Source organism: Psychrobacter sp. Ps7, assembly GCF_022129225.1.
In the GTDB taxonomy this organism is placed as follows: domain Bacteria; phylum Pseudomonadota; class Gammaproteobacteria; order Pseudomonadales; family Moraxellaceae; genus Psychrobacter; species Psychrobacter immobilis_A.
Genome location: NZ_JADQAH010000003.1, coordinates 47,064 through 69,481 on the forward strand (window position 1 = coordinate 47,064; position 22,418 = coordinate 69,481).

At 42.4% G+C, this 22,418-nt stretch carries 19 protein-coding genes; 12 read left to right on the forward strand and 7 right to left on the reverse strand.

The genetic code is table 11. From position 1 onward, the window contains the following. Positions 1-40 precede the first annotated feature (40 nt). The gene (locus tag I3257_RS01900; RefSeq protein ID WP_238048645.1) at positions 41-1,774 is read right to left on the reverse strand and encodes an amidohydrolase; all 1,734 of its coding nucleotides are present in this window, start codon (positions 1,772-1,774) and stop codon (positions 41-43) included. A 535-nt stretch (positions 1,775-2,309) separates the two neighbouring features. On the opposite strand from I3257_RS01900, the gene arsS reads away from it, so the two are divergent. From arsS to I3257_RS01925, 5 genes are read left to right on the forward strand one after another with little or no spacing between them, the layout of a single operon-like run. Beyond that, a complete protein-coding gene (gene arsS, locus I3257_RS01905; protein ID WP_238048646.1) occupies positions 2,310-3,308 on the forward strand; it encodes an arsenosugar biosynthesis radical SAM (seleno)protein ArsS in 999 nt (332 codons plus the stop codon). A 12-nt stretch (positions 3,309-3,320) separates the two neighbouring features. After that, a complete protein-coding gene (locus I3257_RS01910) occupies positions 3,321-4,169 on the forward strand; it encodes a DUF547 domain-containing protein (RefSeq protein WP_238048647.1) in 849 nt (282 codons plus the stop codon). Positions 4,170-4,208: 39 nt separating this feature from the next. After that, positions 4,209-4,487, forward strand: a complete 279-nt coding sequence (locus I3257_RS01915; protein ID WP_238048648.1) for a glycosyltransferase — start codon at positions 4,209-4,211, stop codon at positions 4,485-4,487. Then, positions 4,459-4,935, forward strand: a complete 477-nt coding sequence (locus tag I3257_RS01920) for a TIGR04283 family arsenosugar biosynthesis glycosyltransferase (RefSeq protein ID WP_238048649.1) — start codon at positions 4,459-4,461, stop codon at positions 4,933-4,935. The genes I3257_RS01915 and I3257_RS01920 overlap by 29 nt, the downstream gene beginning before the upstream one ends. 44 nt (positions 4,936-4,979) lie before the next feature. Then, entirely contained in the window at positions 4,980-5,573 is a 594-nt protein-coding gene (locus I3257_RS01925) for a TIGR04282 family arsenosugar biosynthesis glycosyltransferase (protein WP_346014804.1), read from the forward strand. A 138-nt stretch (positions 5,574-5,711) separates the two neighbouring features. Here the strand turns inward: I3257_RS01925 and mtnP are convergent, their stop codons facing one another. Further along, the gene (gene mtnP / locus I3257_RS01930) at positions 5,712-6,617 is read right to left on the reverse strand and encodes an S-methyl-5'-thioadenosine phosphorylase (protein WP_238048651.1); all 906 of its coding nucleotides are present in this window, start codon (positions 6,615-6,617) and stop codon (positions 5,712-5,714) included. 510 nt (positions 6,618-7,127) lie between these two features. Between mtnP and I3257_RS01935 the strand changes: the two genes are divergently transcribed. Genes I3257_RS01935 through I3257_RS01945 form a run of 3 tightly spaced genes read left to right on the forward strand, consistent with a single transcriptional unit; the run spans position 7,128 to position 10,750 of the window. Continuing rightward, complete coding sequence (locus I3257_RS01935) at positions 7,128-8,147, forward strand: TAXI family TRAP transporter solute-binding subunit (protein WP_193007574.1); 1,020 nt, start codon at positions 7,128-7,130, stop codon at positions 8,145-8,147. Then, positions 8,128-8,688 (forward strand): DUF1850 domain-containing protein, encoded by a 561-nt coding sequence (locus I3257_RS01940; protein ID WP_238048652.1) that lies wholly within the window; start codon positions 8,128-8,130, stop codon positions 8,686-8,688. Before I3257_RS01935 ends, I3257_RS01940 begins: the two co-directional genes overlap by 20 nt. Further along, positions 8,660-10,750 (forward strand): TRAP transporter permease, encoded by a 2,091-nt coding sequence (locus I3257_RS01945; RefSeq protein ID WP_238048653.1) that lies wholly within the window; start codon positions 8,660-8,662, stop codon positions 10,748-10,750. Before I3257_RS01940 ends, I3257_RS01945 begins: the two co-directional genes overlap by 29 nt. 127 nt (positions 10,751-10,877) lie before the next feature. On the opposite strand, the gene lipA is transcribed toward I3257_RS01945, so the two are convergent. Continuing rightward, entirely contained in the window at positions 10,878-11,921 is a 1,044-nt protein-coding gene (lipA, locus tag I3257_RS01950; RefSeq protein ID WP_055123860.1) for a lipoyl synthase, read from the reverse strand. Positions 11,922-12,095: 174 nt separating this feature from the next. After that, positions 12,096-12,506, reverse strand: a complete 411-nt coding sequence (locus I3257_RS01955) for a carboxymuconolactone decarboxylase family protein (protein WP_238048701.1) — start codon at positions 12,504-12,506, stop codon at positions 12,096-12,098. A 485-nt stretch (positions 12,507-12,991) separates the two neighbouring features. Here I3257_RS01955 and acnB point away from each other — a divergent pair, with 485 nt between their 5' ends. The 3 genes from acnB to I3257_RS01970 all read left to right on the forward strand — a co-directional run bounded on the left by acnB (position 12,992) and on the right by I3257_RS01970 (position 17,503). Beyond that, positions 12,992-15,595 (forward strand): bifunctional aconitate hydratase 2/2-methylisocitrate dehydratase, encoded by a 2,604-nt coding sequence (gene acnB / locus I3257_RS01960; protein WP_193007569.1) that lies wholly within the window; start codon positions 12,992-12,994, stop codon positions 15,593-15,595. A gap of 290 nt (positions 15,596-15,885) precedes the next feature. Further along, entirely contained in the window at positions 15,886-16,815 is a 930-nt protein-coding gene (locus I3257_RS01965) for a hypothetical protein (RefSeq protein ID WP_238048654.1), read from the forward strand. A 244-nt stretch (positions 16,816-17,059) separates the two neighbouring features. Continuing rightward, positions 17,060-17,503, forward strand: a complete 444-nt coding sequence (locus tag I3257_RS01970) for a PACE efflux transporter (protein ID WP_238048655.1) — start codon at positions 17,060-17,062, stop codon at positions 17,501-17,503. Positions 17,504-17,628: 125 nt separating this feature from the next. Here I3257_RS01970 and I3257_RS01975 read toward each other — a convergent pair whose 3' ends face one another. Further along, a complete protein-coding gene (locus I3257_RS01975; protein ID WP_060491465.1) occupies positions 17,629-18,426 on the reverse strand; it encodes an enoyl-CoA hydratase-related protein in 798 nt (265 codons plus the stop codon). A gap of 471 nt (positions 18,427-18,897) precedes the next feature. On the opposite strand from I3257_RS01975, the gene I3257_RS01980 reads away from it, so the two are divergent. After that, positions 18,898-19,710, forward strand: a complete 813-nt coding sequence (locus I3257_RS01980; RefSeq protein ID WP_238048656.1) for an alpha/beta fold hydrolase — start codon at positions 18,898-18,900, stop codon at positions 19,708-19,710. Positions 19,711-19,922: 212 nt separating this feature from the next. Here I3257_RS01980 and I3257_RS01985 read toward each other — a convergent pair whose 3' ends face one another. Together I3257_RS01985 and I3257_RS01990 are read right to left on the reverse strand one after the other, a co-directional pair. Continuing rightward, positions 19,923-20,987, reverse strand: a complete 1,065-nt coding sequence (locus tag I3257_RS01985; protein WP_083475641.1) for an HpcH/HpaI aldolase/citrate lyase family protein — start codon at positions 20,985-20,987, stop codon at positions 19,923-19,925. 213 nt (positions 20,988-21,200) lie between these two features. Continuing rightward, positions 21,201-22,397 carry a cysteine protease StiP domain-containing protein gene (locus I3257_RS01990; protein ID WP_238048657.1) on the reverse strand — a complete coding sequence of 399 codons (1,197 nt, stop codon included), beginning with the start codon at positions 22,395-22,397 and terminating at the stop codon, positions 21,201-21,203. Positions 22,398-22,418 lie beyond the last annotated feature (21 nt).

A 22,418-nucleotide genomic window follows, 5' to 3' on the forward strand; every position in this document is an offset into this window, starting at 1 on the left:
CCTGCTAAAATTTGGCTTATTATACGGCGCTTACCATGAACTATTGTACTGGACGTTGGTAAATCGTTTGACCTTCTTTAATGGTTGTGATGACTTTGATATCTTCGAGCTTGCTTGCCTCTATGGTTAATGGGTTGGCATCCAAGATAACCAAATCAGCCAGTTTTCCGGGCGTCAAGGTGCCTTTGCTGTCCTCTTCAAAATACTCATAAGCGGCATTGCTGGTAATGGCTTTTAACGCTTGATACGGCGTCGCTCGCTCATTTTTACCAATGATTTTACCTGAGCGCGAAGTGCGATTGACTGCTGACCAGACTGTAAATATCGGGTCAACAGGTGTCACTGTGTCATCAGAGTGATTGGTATATTTAAGTCCCATTCTATCAGCAGTGGCAATCGGGCTTGAAAAGTCGGCACGTTTTTTACCTAAGTTTTTAACGTGTACATCTCCCCAAAAGTAAGTATGGTTGGTAAAGAAGGATGGCACCATATTATATTTTTTGAATGCGGCTAGCTGATCAGGTCGGGCAAATTGAGCATGAATGGGTACAGTACGGCGATCTTTATCAGCTGCTTGACCAGTCTTTTTAACGGCATACTCGTGTGCCTTGATGAGCATATCGGTTGCGCCATCACCATTATTATGGATAAAGAGCTGATTGTCACGAGCATAGGCTTTGACAAACATCTCGTTCAGTTCATCTTGGCTGACACTTGGTAAACCGCGGCAGTCCTTTTCACAATCTGGAACTGGCGTGAGATAAGGTTGGCTAAAATAGGCGGTCTTGCCTTGTGGCGAGCCATCTGCAACGATTTTGGTACCCTGTACTTTAAAACCGTTTTTATAGGTTTTCCATACAAAGTTTTTATCAGCTAAATTCTCATCTAAGTCAATCACTCCTGCTAGTGCGACCAAGTCAATTTTAAGTTTGCCTGCATCGGCTTGTTTTTGAAAAAACTGAATAGTGTTTCGAGCCGTTGAGCCATTGTGTGCCGTCGTTATGCCATTCTTTGCATAATACTCTTGCGTCTGCTCAAAGAATTTGCCTTGATTCGGCGCTAACACTTCTAGCATATTGCGCACGAACGGATACATCGCCGTTTCTTGTACGAGACCGTTTGGTTCATTAGAGCCTTTAATTCGAGCAATATTACCGCCCGCTGGATTTTTACTGTCAGCAGTGATGTTCATCATGGTAAGCGCCTTGCTATTTGCCACGCCCATGTGACCACTCGTGTGTTGTAAATACACTGGGTTGTTTGGCAATACTTTATCAATCTCGCTTTTGGTCGGATGACGCCCCTCGGCGAGCTGGGTTTCATCATAACCCCAACCAAATATCCAGTCGCCATCAGCAATGTTATTGTCTATTTTATAATCTTTTAGCGTTTGCATCATTTCAGGAATACTATCGACTTGACCGATGGGCGGCGGGTTGAGATTGACCTGACCCATGGTGTTCGACACCATATCAAAATGACTGTGCGGATCGATAAAGCTTGGTAATAAGGTTTTATCTTGTAGATTAATCTGCGCGGCATTTTTATATTTCGATTGCGCCTCTTGTAAATTGCCCACATAAGCAATCTTGCCCGCTTGGGTGACTAAGGCTTCAGCCATTTGTGGCTGATCGCCCTCCATCGTGATGATGTTGCCATTGTAATAGACAGTTGCTGAGTTGCTCATATCCTTGGGCGCGGTCTGCATGGTAGTGCAACCTATGACACTCATTAATCCAATGCTCAGTACAGTTGGTTTTAGTAATGTGCTCATATTCATTACGTTATCCTTAAAGGTGATTTGATGCTTACATCCGTGTGTTATAAGCATTGGTACGTGGTGGGTTTTCTATATTCTAAAAGTATTTATATTTTATCAGTGCATGTTGTTTTAAAAGATAGGAATGTTGCAACCAATTTAGCGATAAAGCCTTGTGCGGTCAATGCTATTTAAGAGTTTTGCACTGACAACTGTGGCATTGCCAATTGGATGAGAAGGTCGATCTATAAAGCTGCTGAATATAATATCTTAAAAGCCAAATTCAAAAGTGCTGTATGACATCCTACGAAACGTCATGCTCATTTGGAATAAAAGGTAAAAATCACGATATTAGTTGTCAATATTGTTTCACAATCAGGTATGATTAATTAGATAAATCGTAAAGTGACAAGGCTGGAAATAAGATGATAATTTTATGAAATAATCATAAAAAGCAATTGCTTGCGTGTGAATTTGTCTTTTTTTAATCTTTTATTTTTGCGTCATCCTTCTTGCTTTAGAGGTGCTACTAACGGGGTTTTATACCATTATGAAATCAACTATCGAATTACTCGAGCACACGGATTTTCCAGCGCTCAAACGTCGTGAGTTAACCACGCTACAGGTCAATATGGGTTACTTATGCAATATGTCTTGTGTGCATTGTCATGTGGCTGCCAGTCCTTACCGCACAGAGATGATGTCGCGTGAGTTGGTTGAGTTGATTCTAGAAGTCTTACAAGCACAAAATATTGAGACGCTTGATTTAACGGGCGGTGCGCCTGAGATGCATGAAGACTTTAAGTATTTGGTTACAGCCGCACATGCCTTGGGTGTAAAAGTGATTGATCGCTGTAATCTGACTATCCTGATGAAAGATGGGTATGAGGACATGGCGCAGTTTTTGGCAGACAATGCGGTCGAAGTGGTGGCTTCAATGCCCTGTTATTCATTAGAAAACGTCGATAAGCAGCGCGGTAAAGGCGCATTTGATGACAGTATATTGGGACTGCGTAAACTCAATGCATTAGGTTATGGCAAAGTGGGTTCAAACTTAACGCTTAACCTCGTTTATAACCCGCAAGGTGCGACGCTGCCGCCCAATCAACAGCAGCTCGAAGCGGATTATAAGCGCGAGTTAAAAGCGCATTTTGATATCGAATTTCATCAGTTATTTGCCTTGACCAATATACCCATTCAGCGTTTTGGTGCGGTGCTATTGGCTAAAAACCAATTCTATCCCTATATGGATTTGCTCAAAGCCAATTACGTGGCCGCCAATTTAACTGAAGTCATGTGTCGATCGACCATTAGTGTCAATTGGTTAGGAGAGTTGTTTGATTGTGACTTTAACCAGCAATTAGAGATTCCAGTGCCCAACAAGTCCCGTCGGCATCTAAGCGATTTGTTAACGCAAAATCCTGCTGGCGATGACATTGCTATTGCAGATCATTGCTATGGCTGTACGGCAGGGCAAGGAAGTAGCTGCGGTGGTGCGCTAGAAGAAGAGACAACAGATCAGACGATAGAAAAAATATCATTGATTTAAATGGAGTGACTCATGTCAGTATTTAATAGTACAAGACTTAATAGTAAAAGCCTTTTTTTAAGCAGTGGTTTGATAGTTAAAACAGCAGTAGCCACCTCTATATTGTTAGCCAGTATGGCAAGTTATGCGGATTTTAATCACAGCACTTGGGATAGTTTACTGAATAAAAACGTCACCATGACCAATGGTGGCAAAGCCTCAGTCGTTAACTACAACGGTATGAAAGCGGATCAAAGCAAACTTGATAGCTATATGGCGGCGACTAGCAAAGTCAGTCAATCAGAGTTTAATGGTTGGAGCAAAGATGAGCAATTAGCATTTTTGATTAACGTCTATAATGCTGGCACTGTAGAGCTAGTCTTGACCAAATATCCTAACATCAAGTCGATTAAAGATATTGGTGGAATATTTGGTTCGCCATGGAAACAGGATTTTGTCACGCTATTAGGCAAGAAGCGCTCGCTTGATGACATCGAGCACAATCTAATCCGTGGCTCCAAACGCTATAACGAACCGCGTATTCACTTTGCGGTGAACTGTGCGAGCAGCGGCTGTCCTGCGCTATTAAATGATGCTTTTACAGCGAGTAAATTAGATAAACAATTAGAGCAAGTGACGAGTAAATTCCTCGCGGATAGCAGTCGCAACCGTCTCAAAGGTAATACGTTAGAGGTCTCGCCAATTTTTAAATGGTATAAAGAAGACTTTGAAACCAACTGGCGCGGTACTAATGATTTAGAAGGGTTTTTGGCTCGTTACAGCTCGTCTTTAGGGCTTAATAAGTCGCAAACGGCTGAGCTAAAAGCAGGAAAAATGAAGATTGGCTATACCAATTATAATTGGAGCCTTAATAAGAAATAATGGTAACAACAAGTAAGAGTACTGCTAACTATGACGGCTATGGCGACGGTTTCTATTATTATTCCAGTACTCAATGAGGCAAATAATTTGCCTTTATTGTTTGATAATATCAACAAGCTAAATCCAAACCCGCAGCAAGTGATATTGGTCGATGGTGGTTCAAACGATGATTCTATTGACATAATCCAAAGTTTTATTAATGAGTTAATGCTTGATAATGATCGTAAAATTGATTGGCAAATGACTGAGTCTAAAGCAGGTCGCGCGCTGCAAATGAATCGCGCTGCAAATGAATACAGGTGCAGCGTTAGCAACTAGCGATGTATTGCTATTTTTGCATGCCGATACGCAATTGCCACTGCACGCTATCGATAGCGTTTCTGAAGCGATGAAACGGGCAGAGTGGGGACGTTTTGATGTGCAAATAGCCAGTCGTCAACCGACACTGCGATTGGTCAGTCAAATGATTAATTGGCGCTCACGGTTGAGCGGAATCGCGACAGGCGACCAAGCCATTTTTATTAGCCAGTTTTTATTTGAGCGAATCGGTAATTATCCTAACCAAGCCTTAATGGAAGATATTGAGTTTTGCAAACAATTAAAAGGTATTGCTAAACCTGCTTGTTTAAAAAGTAAAGTCATCACATCGGCAAGACGTTGGCAACAGCATGGCACTTGGCGGACGATTATTTTGATGTGGCATCTACGTTTTGATTACTGGCGCGGCGTATCAGCTGATAATATCAAAGCGCGTTATTATAAATAAAAGAATAAGCTCTTACCATGAATCAAAACTAACAAACTTGCATTATTCTTTTCGCCAAGTTCCCCGCACAGGGCATGGCAAAAACGCGCTTGCAGCCAGCTCTTGGTATTGAAGGTGCCGCGCAAATGGCGCATAAACTACTATTGCATAGTATAGAGCAAGCAGTCGCTACCGGCTTTACGGTTGAGTTATGTGTTAGTCCTGCGCCGACAGATCCATGCTGGCAACTGCTTGATTTTCCTGAATCGCTGCGATGGTCAGCACAAGCAGAGGGTGATTTGGGTTTACGTATGTTAACCGCCAGTCAGCAAGCGTTAACACGTTTCGAGCACGTTATTTTGATAGGTACGGACTGTCCTAATCTTACAACCATTCGTATTCGACAGGCTGCCCAGCAATTAGAAACACAAGATAGCGTCATGATTCCTGCTTTTGATGGTGGCTATGTACTGTTTGGTTTTAAGCAAGTTGCTGCTCGTTTATTTAGCAATATCGAATGGAGTACGGCGAGCGTAGCAAAGGTTACTCAACAGCGCTTGGCAGAATTGAGATGGTCTGTAGCGTTGTTAGAACCTTTGCCTGATATCGATGAGCCTGAAGATTTACCGTATTTACCTGAAGATTGGCTTGATGATTAAAAGTTTATTGAGAACTAAAAATTGAGAACGCCTTATCATTTAGGGTTTTTAGGTATGAAAAAGCCATCGAGCTATTTTGTTGACCCTATTAGGTTGATTATAGTTCGATGGCTTTTCGATAATCACAAATTGGTATCGTTAAGGCAATAATGCTGAAAGTCTGGTTTTAGTCTCTTCACTCATCGCCTGTACTGGCGTGACTAACGCTTGAGCTAAAGCTGTATGGGCAATAGAGTCAGGCTGTTCTGCTGCTAGTAGGGCGACCGCTTGCTTAATCACTGCTTGAGCGTTTTCAGCATTTTTTATTAGGTTTCTTATGGCATAGTCTGCACTAACGGCTTCTTCGGTAGGATGCCAACTATCAAAATCTGTGATCAATGCTAGCGTCGCGTAAGCCATACTCGCTTCACGTGCAAGCTTAGCCTCTGGCATATTGGTCATACCAATGATGTCAGCGTTCATCTGCCGATACCAGTGTGACTCTGCACGAGTGGAGAACTGCGGCCCTTCGATACAGATATAAGTGGCTTTTGCATGACATTGACCTTCGGCTATCTGCGCATGAACATAAGCACGCGTTAGAACATCCGCTACTTTAGGACATAAAGGATCAGCCATCGCGACGTGTGCCACTGCACCTTCCCCAAAAAAGCTGCTTTTTCGATGCTTAGTCATATCGATCATTTGATTGGGAATGACCATATCTAAGGGTTTAAGCGCTTCTCTTAGCGACCCCACTGCCGATACCGAAATGACGTAGCGTACGCCCAAAGTTTTGAGGGCATAAATATTGGCACGATAAGGCACTTCGGAAGGGGTGAACTTATGACCTTGACCATGACGAGTTAGAAAGGCGACCGTCACGCCATTTAATTCACCTAAGACAATGTCATCAGAGGGTTTGCCGTAAGGCGTCGATATGCTGACACTACGTTTGTTGGTTAAATCTTGCATCTGATAAAGACCACTACCGCCAATGATGGCGATATCGGCAGATACTAATGCCGATACTGCCGCTGACTTTTCTACACTAGATATTGTCATAAAGGTTTTCCCTATTTTTAGAGTAACAGATAACGGTGCCAAGATATGTGGTGACGAATTTGCAAATTTAGACGGGATCTACTTTAAGTCAGCTGACTTACAAGACAACCGCTTAGGGTTTATATATAAAATATAATCAAGCCTACAGTATGGTAAAAATGCATTAAGAGCTACCATCTAGTCATTTTATATCAGTATTTTTTGGTCAAATAACCTCGTTTGTATTTAGATGATTATAAAGGTTTACAATAGACACAGACTTTGGTTAAATGAATTGTATAATGAAACATTGTTCCGCATAGCAAAACTTTATTTGGCTGTTGATTCATTACAAGAACTGCTGCGCCTTCACTTAAATAGCTTCGCATATAAAGTGTGAGTGTAGAGGGAATCTGGATGGCAGTTTATTTATAGCAAGAATTGCTATATTATTACAGGTCTGTAACGCATCATTATCGATATATTGATGCCGTTAAGTGTATTAACTCGATTATTTCAAGGATGAACTCAATGCTCAACTCTCTAAAATCTCCGTTACTTTTATCAGCAATGTTAAGCGCCACTTTAGGTCTGACGGCATGCTCATCACCAAGTTCAGAAAGTACTGACAGTACGGCAACAGATAGCGCTGCTACTGACACTGCCGCCGACAAGCTTGACACCAAGTTCCTTACCATCGCCACTGGCGGAGCATCTGGCCCTTATAACATCATCGGCACTTCCTTATCAGAAGTCTATGTCAAAACCTTTGGGGTCAACTCAAAAACGCAAACCACTGGCGCTTCAGTCGAAAATGTCAATCTATTGACCCAAGGTAAAGTCGATATGGTGTTGGCGCTCAGTGATGTCGTCACCGACGCGGTCGAAGGCAAAAACAACTTTGATAAGCCAATAACCAACATCCAACAGATTGCAGTCTTGTACCCTAATGTGGTGCAAATTGTCACCACCAAAAAATCTGGCATCAAAAATATTGAAGACCTACGTGGTAAGCGCATCGCTGTGGGCGATCAAGGCTCTGGCACAGAAGTAAATGCTCGGACGCTATTAGAAGGGTTTGGTATCACATATGATGATGTGACCGTTGATTATTTAGGCTTTGCGGAAGCAGCGGACGGTATGAAAGCGGGTAAAATTGAAGCGGCTTTCTTTAGTAGTGGTCTGCCAAACTCTTCATTGATGGAGCTAGAGCAGGGCTTAGACTTACAGTTGATCACCATCAATCAAGACAAGCTACAAGAAATCATTGCGACTAAGCCTTACTTTAAGACCTTTGAGATTCCTGCTGGCACTTATGGCAATGACGCCGCGATTCCAACCGCAGCAATCATGAATGCTCTATTGGTTAGCTCTGAGTTGTCTGAAGCAGATGGTTACAAGCTGACCAAAGCGTTATTTGACAATTTAGACGGTCTAAAAACAGCGCACCAAGCAGCTAATGATATTAGCTTAGCAACGGCTCGTGAAGGAATGGTCGCACCTATTCATCCTGGCGCCAAAAAGTACTATGATGAGCAAGCAGCTAAATAAGCGATTAGGGTTATTAATTGGCGTGGCAGGCATTGCCGCGCTGGTTTTTTTTACGCTATGGCATCTCTTTGTCCGTCAGCCTGTGGTGGAAGTGCGTGTTGCAGGCGTTGACGGTGCTAATGATAAAGTGTGCTACTTTGTCGAGCCAAATTTTCAACTGCGTTGGATACACTCTGTAGAAAAACAATGGTGGGAAGAGCAATACCAACGTATAGACGGCAGTAGTACAGAAGACGCTGAATTGCTGCTGACCACCACTTATTTTGAAGCTTTTGGTGCAGGTACGCCTTCCACTGAAATGCTTGCTCCTGTACAAAAACCTGGCTATCTGGGTTATCAAATCAATGAGAAATTTCCTAAGATTAATTGGGTGGTCTCACGGCTTACCAAAGGTGAGATTGACTATGGTAACTACCAGATGCTCATTCATCGCTGGGTGCCAGACTATTCTGAAGTAACGATCATGCCGAAAACGTATGATTTCATTGATAGATTTAACAAGGATTTGTGTCATGAACTCCCAAGTGATGGATCACAATAATGTGACAACGATGTCAGATAACCATATCAATAACGACTTGCCTATACATTCCAACACGGATGCTGATACTCAGGTCGACGCTGAACTTGAGGCGCAAGCCCACAATAAAGCCATATTAGAAAAGTACGATAGAGAATCCATCACAAGGCACATCACTCAAGGACCAGTGAAGTATTTTATCGCTGGACTTTGCATTTTATATTCACTATTTCATTTATATATCACTTTTAATCCCATGCCAGCGCTGCTACAGCGCTCCGTACACGTGGGCATTGGTTTTGCCTTAATTTTCTTAATTTTCCCTGCAAGTAAAAAAAGCAGCCGTCAGCGCGTGGCATGGTATGACTGGATATGGTTTGCCCTGTCATTGTCTGGGATGGCTTATCTGATATATGAATATCAAGATATCGTGACCTCACGTGGCGGTATGGCCAATCAGATGGATGTAATATTTTCGCTGATTACGGTGGTCTGCGTATTAGAAGGCAGTCGCCGTATCACAGGTTGGATTTTACCGATATTGGCAGGGATATTTTTGGCGTATCCGTTTGTCAGCCACTTAGACTTTATGCCCGATAGGCTGCTGACGCGTCCTTATGACATGGGTGATATCTTTGGTCAATTATTCCTAAAAACCGAAGGTTTATACTCTGTTGCGATTGGTGCATCGGTCACTTTTATCTTCCTATTTATTCTCTTTGGTGCATTCTTAGCGCGCTCAGGGATGGGACAGCTATTTAATGATTTAGCCTTGGCAATTGCGGGTCATAAAAAAGGTGGTCCGGCAAAAGTGGCGGTTATCTCTAGTGGTTTTATGGGCAGTATTAATGGCTCTGCTTTGTCAAACGTGGTCAGTACTGGTGCCTTTACCATTCCGCTCATGAAAAAGGTCGGTTACCACAAAGATTTTGCCGGTGCAGTAGAGGCAAGTGCCTCTGTTGGCGGGCAGATATTACCGCCGATTATGGGCGCGAGCGCCTTTATTATGGCAGAAACAACAGGCTTGCCGTACAGCACGATTGCGTTGGCAGCATTATTACCCGCGATATTGTATTATCTTGGCGTCATTGCGCAGGTGCATTTTCGCGCTGGTCGTCGCGATCTAAAAGGTATCGCTAAAGAAAGCTTGCCAGCCGTGAAAGAAGTGTTAAAAGCCCGCGGCCATATGCTGCTACCGATTGTATTTTTGATTTTCTTATTAATCAGAAACGTGCCCGTTGGTTATGCAGCGGCTTATACCATTGGTTTTACTGTCGTGGTCAGTATGCTGCGTAAAGAAACTAGAATGGGTTTCTCTGACATTTTGGGTGCATTAGAAGATGGTGCACGCCAGTCACTCGCGGTAATGGCTGCCTGTGCAGTCGTCGGTATTATCATCGGAGTCGTGAGTCTAACCAGCTTTGGAACGGTGATGACCTCATCAATTGTCACACTTGGTGCAGGGTCGTTATTTTTCACGCTCATTTTGACTATGCTTGCCTCGATGGTATTGGGCATGGGACTGCCGTCTATTCCTGCCTATATTATTACGGCAACGATGGCAGCACCAGCATTAGCCGGTTTTGATATTCCAATTTTGTCGGCGCACATGTTTGTTTTCTACTTTGGTATTTTTGCCAATATTACACCGCCTGTGTGTCTAGCCGCCTTTGCTGGTGCGGGCATATCCGGTGGCGATCCGATGAAGACAGGGTTCTTATCGCTCAAACTGGCACTCGCCGGATTTATCGTGCCGTTTATGTTTATCTATAGTCCAGCGATGTTAATGATTGATCCTACTGGGCTTGCGGTAACTGCTAAGGACTTCCCGCTACCACCTATTATCGATATTATCACGGTAGTATTGACGTCAATTACGGGTGTTCTCGCACTTAGTGCGGCATTAGAGGGTTATTTTAAAAGCGATATGAGCCCAGTAACACGCGTTGTTTTAGCAGTCGGAGCTTTGCTATTAATCTATCCTGGAATAACGACTGGTCTAGTGGGTGGCGTGATCGTTATTGCTATCGCCATCCTTAATACTAGAAACAGTGGCGAGCCAACGCCCACTTTAACCATTTAAGACGTTGCGGTTGAAGGTTTTAATAATTCATTAGATTCATAAAAAAGGGTGAATAACATAAACTGTTATTCACCCTTTTTACATGCTCAACTTAATTTTTAAGTATTAGCTCATTAAACCCCGACACTTAGCAGCCAAGTTTGCCTTCTGCTGCCAATGCTTTTTTGCTACGAATCGGTGCAGGGCAGTCTTCACCGTAATATTGACGATCGGCAAAGTAGCTTGAGCGTACCATTGGGCCTGCCCAAATGTTAAAGAAGCCAATTTTTTTGCCGTAGTCCATATAACGCTGGAACTCGTCTGGATGGACGTAACGATCGACAGGCGCGTGGTTTTTACTGGGTTGTAGATACTGACCAACCGTAATCATATCCACATTATGCGCTTTTAGGTCATCAAGCAGCGCATAAATCTCTTCTTCAGTCTCACCAAGACCGACCATAAAGCCGCACTTGGTCGCGATATCAGGGCGACGCTCTTTATAGAGTTTGAGCAAATCTAACGAATGCTGATAGTCAGAACCTGGGCGGAAGGCTTTATATAAACGAGGCACGGTTTCGATGTTATGGTTAAAGACATCTGGCGGTGTTTCAGTTAACAAGTCTAGCGCGATATCCATACGACCACGGAAATCAGGCACCAATATTTCAATGAGGCAATTCGGGCTAAGTGCGCGAGATTCATTGAGCACTTCAACGAAATGCATCGCGCCGCCATCTTTTAGATCGTCACGATCCACAGAGGTGATTACCGCATACTTAAGCTGCAAACCTAAAATAGTCTCGGCAGTGTGACGCGGCTCATCTGCATCTAGCTCATTAGGACGACCATGACCGACGTCACAGAACGGACAGCGACGGGTACAGATATCACCCATAATCATAAAGGTCGCCGTACCATCAGCGAAGCACTGCGGCAGGTTAGGGCAGGCCGCTTCCTCACAAACGGTATAGAGTTTTTGCTCACGCAAGGTGGCTTTGATACGAGCTACTTCAGCAGGCGAGGACATTTTAACCCGAATCCAATCTGGCTTTTTCTTGGCCTCGATGGTCGGAATCACTTTAATTGGGATACGGGCAACTTTATCGTAGCCACGTAGCTTTTCGCCTTGAATGGCTTTTTTAGGTTTGACCTTAGCAGCAGGCACATGTGTTTGTACGGCAGTTGTCATAATAAAGTATCTCTTAACCCTTTATAGTATAAGGGTTTATGGAATTATTAGAATGTGTTGTGAGTGAGGACATTATAGCAGAAACTTAGGGGCTAATTTTCAATGAATAATGTTTAACTGATCATTTTGAGGTGGATCATTAAGGCTACTATGGTTTGTCTGATTACCATAGTTTTAAATATCTATATCAATATCCAACTCATTCAGGATTTCTATGGCAGCACGAAACGCTTCTTGAGTGGCAGGTGCCCCGCAATAAGGCAAGCTGTGCATTAATACTTCTCGAATCTCAGCGACACTTGCGCCATTATTGATGGCACCTCGAATGTGCCCTTTTAGCTCAGTGGGGCTTTTTTGCGCAATTAAAAAAGCAATGGTGATTAATGAGCGATATTTGCGTGGCAATACTGAGTCATCTTGCCATGTGCTGCCCCAAGCGTGCTCAATAATCCAGTCTTGTAATGGTTGGGTAAATCCAGTCGCGCTGTCAAGCGAGCGTTTGACATGCGCTTCACCCATCACGTCAGTGCGAACTTTGAGACCGTTTTGATAATTAGCGTTGCTCTTTATATGGCTGTTCTCCATATCGCTGTTATCCCTATTTTTGTTTTGCATTGCACTACTATCCATATCATCATCCTTAATGTTTATTCGTTTAATATATGGTTAATAAAAGTTGTTTTTTCAAGCGCTATTTTTTTAAGTGATATTTTCTCTAAGCTATCGTATCAAGATGATATTTTATCAAATAATATCCTACAAAGCGTCTAGCAGTCACAGCGTATGTATTTACTCATAAATCGAGCGGTGCTTGACTAAAATGACAAGCTGTATATCGATTGTGCAAGGCTGCTCAATCATATTGTTGATGGTACTATTTATATAATAAATGTTCAATATGAGCCCTTTATAACCGCTTTATGAGCCTTTTAAAGGCTGAGCCATTAACATTTAGAGCGTTTTAAGCTATGATTGCACCAATAATTATTCCATCTAGTATATAGACGCAGGCGGTCATGCTGACTACCCACGTAATGTACTAATACTCCCAACTGACGAGGACGACTATTGTGTTAGAAGCTTATCGTAAACATGTCGAAGAACGTGCTGAGCTAGGAACGGTTCCGCTACCACTGAATGAAAAACAAGTAGCAGAGTTGGTTGAACTACTAAAGAATCCACCAGCAGGCGAAGATGCGTTCTTGATGAACCTGCTAGAAAACCGTATTCCTGCTGGCGTTGACCAAGCAGCTTACGTTAAAGCGGCGTTTTTAGCAGCGATCCTTAAGGGTGAAACCTCTTCACCACTTATTAGCAAGCAAAAAGCCGTTCAAATCCTAGGCACGATGCAAGGTGGCTACAACGTTCAACCATTGGTTGCGGCACTGGATGACGCGGAAGTGGCACAAGATGCTGCTGAAGCGTTGAAAAAGACGTTACTGGTGTTTGACGCGTTCAATGACGTGACTGAAAAAGCAGAAGCGGGCAATGCTATCGCTAAAGAAGTGGTTCAATCTTGGGCTGACGCTGAATGGTTCTTGAACCGTGATGCTGTACCAGCAAAGACGACTTACACGACGTTTAAAGTGACTGGCGAAACCAACACCGATGACTTGTCGCCTGCGCAAGATGCGTGGAGCCGTCCTGATATCCCATTGCATTCATTGGCTATGCACAAAAACTCTCGCGACGGCATCACTGCTGACGAAGAGGGCGTTGTCGGTCCAATGAAGCAAATCGAAGCGTTAAAAGAAAAAGGCCATCCACTCGCTTATGTTGGTGACGTGGTAGGTACAGGCTCTAGCCGTAAATCTGCGACCAACTCAGTATTGTGGCTCATGGGCGATGATATCCCTAACGTGCCAAACAAACGTGGCGGCGGTCTAGTACTTGGTAACAACATCGCGCCTATTTTCTTCAACACGATGGAAGATTCTGGCGCATTGCCAATCGAAAAAGTAGCCGTTGATAACCTAAACATGGGTGATGTGTTTGACATTTATCCGTATGAAGGCAAAATCACTAAGCATGATTCTGATGAAGTGTTGTCTACATTCAAATTGAACTCACCAACATTGCTTGATGAAGTTCGTGCTGGTGGCCGTATTCCATTAATCGTTGGTCGTGGTTTGACCAATCGTGCTCGCGCATATATGGGTCTTGGACATTCAGATATCTTTGCTAAGCCAGAAGAGCCAGTTGATACGGGTAAAGGTTTTACCCTAGCACAAAAAATGGTCGGTAAAGCTTGTGGTCTAGAGGGCGTACGTCCAGGCATGTACTGTGAGCCTAAAATGACGACTGTAGGATCGCAGGATACGACTGGTCCGATGACTCGTGATGAGCTAAAAGATTTGGCTTGCCTAGGTTTCCAAGCAGACTTAGTAATGCAGTCATTCTGTCACACTGCCGCTTATCCAAAGCCAGTTGACGTTGAAACTCAGCACACACTACCTGACTTTATCATGAATCGTGGCGGCGTCAGCTTACGTCCAGGTGATGGTATCATTCATAGCTGGTTGAACCGTATGCTACTTCCAGATACCGTTGGTACTGGTGGTGACTCGCATACTCGTTTCCCAATGGGTATCTCATTCCCAGCAGGTTCTGGTCTAGTAGCATTTGCCGCAGCGACTGGTGTTATGCCACTTGATATGCCTGAATCTGTCCGTGTTCGCTTCGTTGGCGAACGTCAGGCTGGTATCACGTTGCGTGACTTAGTCCATGCGATTCCTTATCAAGCGATTAAAGAAGGTCTATTGACCGTTGATAAGAAAGGCAAAATCAACGAGTTTAATGGTCGTATCTTAGAGATCGAAGGTCTAGAAGATTTGACCGCTGAGCAAGCGTTTGAGCTATCTGATGCCTCAGCTGAGCGTAGTGCTGCTGGTTGTACCATCACTTTGTCTGAAGCGTCAGTGACTGAGTACTTAAACTCAAACATTACCCTTCTAAAATGGATGATCTCAGAAGGCTATGGCGATGCGCGTACTATCAGCCGTCGTATCGAGCAGATGCAAGAATGGCTAGCAAACCCAAGCCTATTGCGTGCTGATGCTGATGCAGAATACGCTATCGATATGACTATCGATATGAGCACCATCAAAGAGCCTATTCTTTGCTGCCCGAACGATCCAGACGATGCAAAAACATTGGCTGATGTCGCTGGCGATACCATTGATGAAGTGTTCATTGGTTCATGTATGACCAACATCGGTCACTTCCGCGCTGCGGGTAAACTGCTACAAGACGTACCAGCAGGTAGTTTGAAAACTCGTCTATGGATTGCGCCACCTACTAAGATGGATGCGCGTCAGTTGATGGAAGAGGGTTACTACAACATCTACGCTCAAGCCGGCGCTCGTACTGAGATGCCAGGTTGTTCACTATGTATGGGTAACCAAGCACGTATCGCACCGAAATCTACTGCGGTATCAACATCAACCCGTAACTTCCCGAACCGTCTAGGTCAAGGCGCTAACGTATACCTAGCTTCTGCAGAGCTTGCAGCAGTCGCAGCGGTACTTGGTAAATTGCCAACCAACGAAGAATATCAGCAGTACGCTGGTATGCTTGATAGCATGGGCGAGGAAGTGTATCAGTACATGAACTTCGATCGTATGGATTCTTATACTGAAGAAGCTGATAAAATTAACGTTGCTCAGTTGACCTAATCTTGGTTCAAATTTAAGTTAAACGTTTTTATGTTTTACAGTGCCTATTTAAATAGAAACCCCGTATCGTGATGATGCGGGGTTTTTTCATACTAGAAATTGCTAAACCATTCAACTCTTGTTGAATATGTTATAATTCATTATTATTAATAATAATTCATTTTTGTTAAAGAAACGTTAGGTATTTGAATTTTAAAATTTTCTGAACAGAAATAGGGTATCTTTAGGTATGTATATCAAAGACATAGTTTTTCAAACTGAATTTTTAAAGAGGGGTTTGTGTGAGCTGTATGAAATTTGAGGATTATTGCCGTTTAAAGTTAGCAGAAGAAGAAGGTTTTGACTGCAAAAATAATGTTATAAAAATAGAGCAATCTGAATTTTTAGATGAATATTGTCAAATTGGCGATGTTACTCTTGAATTCTACAATACATTTGACAGATTTGATAATAGATTTGCTAACCTATGCAAATACTTGAATATTACGTCTTTAGCTATTTTAGTATTAAGTTTCTGTATTCTAGGGTTTTCTTTGTTATTAATAGCTAGCTATAATTTTTTTGAAAAGTTTGGTTTAACAATTGTTGAATCTAGATACCTGTTTTGGTTAATAGTAGCTTCTTTTATTGTAGTTCTTATATCTTCTATTGTCACTTTTATTTTTGGTAAAAAAAGAGAAAAAATATATAAGATTCTTTATGCTAGGAGTATAAGATATAACAATAGACTTCCTTCAAAGGAAAGTACTTTGGCTGATTATAGAATTAGATGGATTATAGCCAAATTTGGCTATGAAAATATTAATTATGCTTGTAATGTTTTTGACGAGAATATTAGTTATAGAGATGAATTAGACCGAGCATTTACTTTTAATAGTTTTTTCTCTAATTTTTTTGTAAAAGGTATACTTACAGTACTAGCTACAGGTGGACTTGGTTTTATAGGTGCATATTATGCTAATAAATTGAGTGATGATTCAGATATAAACCTGATTGGCATCTCTTTATTTTTAAACTCTTTCTTGTTTATGTTTTTTATACTGTCTTTCATAGCTTTGTTATATTTTTTATTTATTATAATAAAAGATTTTTTTTATGAAGTATTAGATTTATTCGTAAGTAACAGGAAAGTTACATTAATAAGAAAGAAAAGGCTTAGTTATTTTTTGCATCAATCTAAAGTTGTAAAGATTAAGGTGAAAAAGAACATTCTAAAGTGACTATAATATCTTACAGGTGCAAATAGATTTTCTGTTTATAAGAACTTGGTGCGGAAATTAGTAATTCAAAAATCATTTGGATTTTTTATGATAGGGACTGACTGGTTTCTCTCATTATCTCCTGTATAATATAAGGGCAGGCGGAAACCGTGGCTCTGTACTGAATCTATCTTTTCTATCTCGGGACGGACCGATACTTTGATAGGCACTTTTTTGTTTACGCTCAAGTGCTTTGGAGTCTTGGTTGATTACTTTATCCCCACTCAAACGTCGTATCGTCTATGTGACTATTTTCGAGCTTATCGCTATCATTTCTTCTACTTTCGTATTGATGAAGCTGAGCGGTAGCGATGCGGCAGAATCCTTACCAGTTGCTGTGATGGTGTCATTAGCAGCGGTGATTTGGAACTTTCTCTACAATACAGCTTTTGAAGCGTGGGAACGTCGCAAGCAGGTGGCAAAGCGCACCTTACTCATTCGCAGTGCGCATGCATTAGGATTTGAAGGCGGATTGGTGTTGATTTGCTTACCACTTTATATGATTTGGTATGACGTTGGCTTAATCAAAGCTTTTATGATGGAGGCGGCGTTACTGTTATTTTTCTTGGTTTATACCTTTATCTTTACCTTGGGTTTTGACAAGATATTTACCTTACCGCATCACTATAAGACAGCCTCTGATTCTTAAGAGTTAAAAGTGTTACTTAAAGATATGTTTAATACAAAATTTTTTTTATATCGTATGACCTAAAAAAAAGGCTGCCATTAGGCAGCCTTCTTGATGATAGCGCAAAACAGAGTGTGATCAGGTTATTATTTACCTTGATAAACCGGCTTACGTTTTTCCATAAAGGCGGTAATACCTTCTTTAAAATCATCCGTTTTAGCAAGCATGGTCTGTTGATCCACTTCCATATCGAGCGCTTCATTGAGACCCATATAAGCGTGCGTGTTAATCATATGCTTCATTGATGCCAATGCTTTTCCGGGCAGATTGCTCAGGCGCGTTGCCAATGCCAGTACGCTAGCATCCAGCTCGTCGCTACTGACCACATCATTAACCAAGTTTAAGCGTGCCATATCTTCCGCTTTGAGTTTATCGCCAAGCATGACCATCTCAGTGGTTTTAGCTACACCGATCAATTGATTCAGTAAATAAATGCCGCCAGCATCTGGTATTAGACCGATATTGACAAAGGCTTGCACAAATTTGGCATTATCAGCGGCTATGCGAAAATCACAAGTCAGTGCCAAGTTCATGCCAGCACCTGCCACTGCGCCTTCTAATTTAGCGATAATAGGCTTATGAATATTACGCAACTTTAAGCTAATCTCAGCGACTTCGCCAACCATAAAGTTTAGCTTATTCGACAGCGCCTCGCTTTCCATGCCGTTTTCTAACATCTCACCGATATGCCCGCCACTTGAAAAGTTATTGCCTGCGCCTTGCAGGATGATGACTCTGACGTCTTTATCTTCATCTGCGTTCGTCAGTGAATTCATCATGGCATCTTTGAGCACTGTGCTAAAGGCATTCAGTGTTTTGGGATCGTTCATCGTGATGGTTGCGATATGGTTTTCTACTTGATATTCGACGAGAGGGTGTGACATGGCTGATATCCTTAATTGAGTTTTCTATAAAACATTTTTGGTAACACTAGCTATTGGCAGTAAATGTGACAAATAATGCAATGCCAAATACTATAGCAGTTTGAGCTTATTATAAAAGCAGGATCTGTGCGCGCTTAAGACATGATTCAGGTATGGTATTTTTTGCTGCTATCATATTGCTAAAATTATTAAACCTACTATTCAAAAATAAGGCTACTATCTGTAGAAAGGTTGAATTATGCTAAGGCATGTCCTCAATTCAATCGAGCATTCTCTACATGGGCTAAAAATGGCTAAATTTTGCCAAACTGCGTCAAATAGCTGATGAATATCTCGATATTATTTGTGCTATTTTCCTTGTTTGGTGGCAATCTATCTCATTTTTTTACCATTTTTAAAATGAAGAGACGCCCTAGAAGGCAGGTTTTAAAAGACTGATTTTTTATTTATTAAACCAACAAGGAAGTGGTTATGCCAATTATTAATGTCAATAATGTTGAACTTTATTACGAAGACAGCGCGCCAAACGATAAGCAAAAACCCATCATGGTATTTGCCCACGGTCTGCTGTGGAATACACACCTATTTGACAAGCAAGTTGAGTATTTTAAAGCCGGTTATCGCTGTATTACGTTTGATTTTCGGGGACAAGGGCAGTCTGAAATAACCAAGTCTGGCTATGATATGGAAACCTTAACCGAGGATACATTGGCATTATTAAAGGCACTAGATATTCATAAATGCCATTTGTTAGGGTTGTCGATGGGTGGATTTGTCGCCCAGCGTGTCGCACTCAAACGCCCTGAGCTATTGCTGTCGCTTACCCTGTTAGAGACTTCTGCTGATCCTGAAGATCCCAAAAACGTGCCGCAGTATCGTAAGCTGGTCAAAGCCATTCGTTGGCTGGGTCTCAAACGCGTGAGTAACAAGGTCATGCCTATTATGTTTGGCAATACTTTTTTGACAGATAAGTTGCGTAAGTCTGATCGTAAGCAGTGGTTAACGATGCTACAAGGCAATCGCAAAGGCGGAGTCATTAAGGCAACGACGGGCGTCATTGAGCGGGCAGGCACCTACGATCAGCTAGGGAGTATTACGGTGCCGACATTAATTGTGGTTGGTGATGAGGACACAGCAACCCCTTATTCAAAGGCTGAACGTATGCATTTTGCGATTGCAGGGTCTAAATTGGCAGTAATCAAGGGCGCTGGTCATACCGCCACCGTAGAAGAGCCTGAGCAGGTCAATCGAGTGATTAACACCTTTTTAGCGGACTGTGTCTAATTTTGAGTTGGTCTTGAAATAGCCTTAAATAAGGCATCGTTTTAATAATAATAGAGTAATGAAATCGTTGTGCTAAAAAAAGCCGTTATCTTGAATGTGATAACGGCTTTTTTATTGAGCGCATGTAAAAGAGTGCATTTAAAATATTGATTTGAAACTTAGGCGCTTTCGTTCAGATTGAGGACATGCCCTATTAACCTTAAGATTTTTATTTATAACCGTGCCGTATAGTCATTATTGCCGTCATCAAGAGTGCCACATGCCTCGGCACGATTGACGATTTCTGTTGCCCAAGCGCGATGGGTAGCAGGCTCTAGCATAGTATTGTTATATTTAAACACCGCTTTTGCCTCGCTATGCAAGATTGCTTGCGCCTCATCTAAAATGCTCAATGGTACGCAATAGGCTTGTTGCACCAGCGCAATTTGGCTTGGATGAATGACCGTTTTGCCGACCAATCCTAAGCTAACATCGCGGGTTAGCTCTTGCATAAATAGCGTTGGCTGATCCAAATATTCAAAGACAGGCGCTGTTAAATAAAAGCCATGCGGCACAAAGCAGCCGAGCAGCTGATAGGCAAGGGTGCCGATAGGAGTATCATAAACGATGCTGTTTTTGGGACGGCGCAAACGCAATGCTGCAAACAAATCATTGCCACCGATACGCAAGGCAAATACAGGCTGGCTAAAAGCTTCTTTAAAACCAATGGCCAATTCCTGATTATGATGCGGATTAAATAACGCTGCGGTTTCAAGCGTTGGCATCAATAGTTGCTCAGTACTCAGATTTTGACAGGCCATACGCCAATTGGATAGGCTATACATATCGACTTTTGGCATGACAAAGCCATCAATCAAATCGATATGGGCAAAACCTGAGAGCTGCTCTAACATCGCTGGATGACGCGGGCGTATAAATACCAGCGGGCGTGTTGGTTGCTCAATCTGAATGTCGGCATGTTTTGATGGGTCATTGATGCTATCGACATGCGTCGCCCATGTATGCAGCAACGTTTGCAAGCGCTCAAGTGCCAGCTCAACATCATTATGGCTGACGGCATCTTCTAGGCAGATGATAATACTATTAATCGTTGGTAATTTATCACGCTTAATGACTTGCCAAATATCTTGGCGAGTTGCTGGCATGTATAGGCTAGCCCCCAACTGATACGGGTGATGCGCATGTGGTTTGAGCATCGCATGACGCTCAGTAATGAGGTGAGCGTAAGACTGGGTGTTTTGATAAAGAGTAGACTCGTTGTTTTGCATATCTGACATAATTGGCATCATCAATAGTGATAAGTGAATGGGTATAAAATCTAAGAAGTATCATCAAGTGGTATGGCTCAGCAGCAATGATTGCAAACCCAAAAATATGTTTGGTAATGTCAAATTCGTTTAGCCGACAAGAAATATTACTTGTACTTTTTTCTTTTGCTGCTTTGATTTTGAGATGGGTCTGATTTATAAAAACCGCGAGTGTAGCAATGATTAATGGTCTTTGCTACGTTGCTTGATAAGCGTGATGGCTTGATAGGGATGTATTTTATCACCTAATACACTAACAATGATATTTCGCTGGGCACATAAATGTCTTAGCAGTATGGTATCAGGATGATCAGCGCTGGCTAACAGTATGCGTTCAGGGTCACGGCGCAATATCGCCCGTGTTGCCTCTGCAATCGTTGGCTTAATGCGGTTACGATTGCTGATATCGTAGTCTGCTGCCAGCTTGTCGATTAAAGCAGCTGTCTGATAGCGCGGCTGCTGAAACGTCGGCAAGCACGGCAAAGATGGGGCTAATGCACGGCGCGCTGCATCGATATGAGCGATGAAAGCTAAGCTATGGTCTACCTCAATTAAGTTATCATAAAACACGCTGCGGTGTAGCCCCAATGCTGGCTCAGTATATAAGCTACGTGATATAAGCCCCGAAACCGTACTATTTAATAGCCCTGAGGGAATCAGCCAGTCATCAATGCTAGCTGCAAGCCAAGCAACGCCAGCTGGATCAGCGAGCGTTAATAAGGGAATAACATCTGCCCCTTGATGAAAGATATTGGCAAAGTTTGCATGGCTAGGATCGCTAAATTTTTCTAAACTATGAGCAAGCTCTTGATAAATCGCGCCTTTGCCTGTCCAGCCATCAACAAATACGATAGGACTGTGTGGATGAGCGTTCAATATCATCTGTAACGCAACTGGATCAAGTCCGCGGTCGCGAATGATGCTGATACCATAATGCACACTCGGCAAAGCATAGCCGCTATTAACATCTGCTAATGCGCGTTGCAACAAGACGCCAATAGGCAAACCTGCGCGCACCAAGCTGACTAAAACTAATGGACGTTCAGTATTAACGGTATTTTCATTTCGAAATTTTTGAAAAATATGATGTAACGTATAAGCCAAATTAGCAATATCAGTCGCCGTTCTCGTAGTGCCTTGCTCTAATGCTTGCGTGTATAGCTGCTCATGCATAGCAGTAGGCGCTTGCTCCAAGGTCAACATATCAGAATAATGACGTTGCCCACTTTGAATAAGTGCTTCTTTTTGACTGACTGGCACATCGGCGACCGCGTTTTTAGCGACTATATCGAGCAGTACGGTCACATCACTGGCAAGATAGCTGCCTGAGCCATATGCTTCTAATTTTTGAACATTAGGGTTCGTTATATGATGGGTCATAAAATAATTTCTACTTCTATA

Bases quoted from the DNA above. Each gene is read 5' to 3' on its own strand.
- I3257_RS01975 (WP_060491465.1), bottom strand. From the start codon at position 18,426: ATGTCACACCCTCTCGTCGAATATCAAGTAGAAAACCATATCGCAACC.
- I3257_RS01985 (WP_083475641.1), bottom strand. From the start codon at position 20,987: ATGTCAGATATGCAAAACAACGAGTCTACTCTTTATCAAAACACCCAG.
- I3257_RS01915 (WP_238048648.1), top strand. From the start codon at position 4,209: ATGGCGACGGTTTCTATTATTATTCCAGTACTCAATGAGGCAAATAAT.
- I3257_RS01980 (WP_238048656.1), top strand. From the start codon at position 18,898: ATGCCAATTATTAATGTCAATAATGTTGAACTTTATTACGAAGACAGC.
- I3257_RS01910 (WP_238048647.1), top strand. From the start codon at position 3,321: ATGTCAGTATTTAATAGTACAAGACTTAATAGTAAAAGCCTTTTTTTA.
- I3257_RS01940 (WP_238048652.1), top strand. From the start codon at position 8,128: ATGAGCAAGCAGCTAAATAAGCGATTAGGGTTATTAATTGGCGTGGCA.
- I3257_RS01965 (WP_238048654.1), top strand. From the start codon at position 15,886: ATGAAATTTGAGGATTATTGCCGTTTAAAGTTAGCAGAAGAAGAAGGT.
- lipA (WP_055123860.1), bottom strand. From the start codon at position 11,921: ATGACAACTGCCGTACAAACACATGTGCCTGCTGCTAAGGTCAAACCT.
- arsS (WP_238048646.1), top strand. From the start codon at position 2,310: ATGAAATCAACTATCGAATTACTCGAGCACACGGATTTTCCAGCGCTC.
- mtnP (WP_238048651.1), bottom strand. From the start codon at position 6,617: ATGACAATATCTAGTGTAGAAAAGTCAGCGGCAGTATCGGCATTAGTA.
- I3257_RS01900 (WP_238048645.1), bottom strand. From the start codon at position 1,774: ATGAGCACATTACTAAAACCAACTGTACTGAGCATTGGATTAATGAGT.
- I3257_RS01935 (WP_193007574.1), top strand. From the start codon at position 7,128: ATGCTCAACTCTCTAAAATCTCCGTTACTTTTATCAGCAATGTTAAGC.
- I3257_RS01945 (WP_238048653.1), top strand. From the start codon at position 8,660: ATGAACTCCCAAGTGATGGATCACAATAATGTGACAACGATGTCAGAT.
- I3257_RS01955 (WP_238048701.1), bottom strand. From the start codon at position 12,506: ATGGAGAACAGCCATATAAAGAGCAACGCTAATTATCAAAACGGTCTC.
- I3257_RS01920 (WP_238048649.1), top strand. From the start codon at position 4,459: ATGAATACAGGTGCAGCGTTAGCAACTAGCGATGTATTGCTATTTTTG.
- I3257_RS01990 (WP_238048657.1), bottom strand. From the start codon at position 22,397: ATGACCCATCATATAACGAACCCTAATGTTCAAAAATTAGAAGCATAT.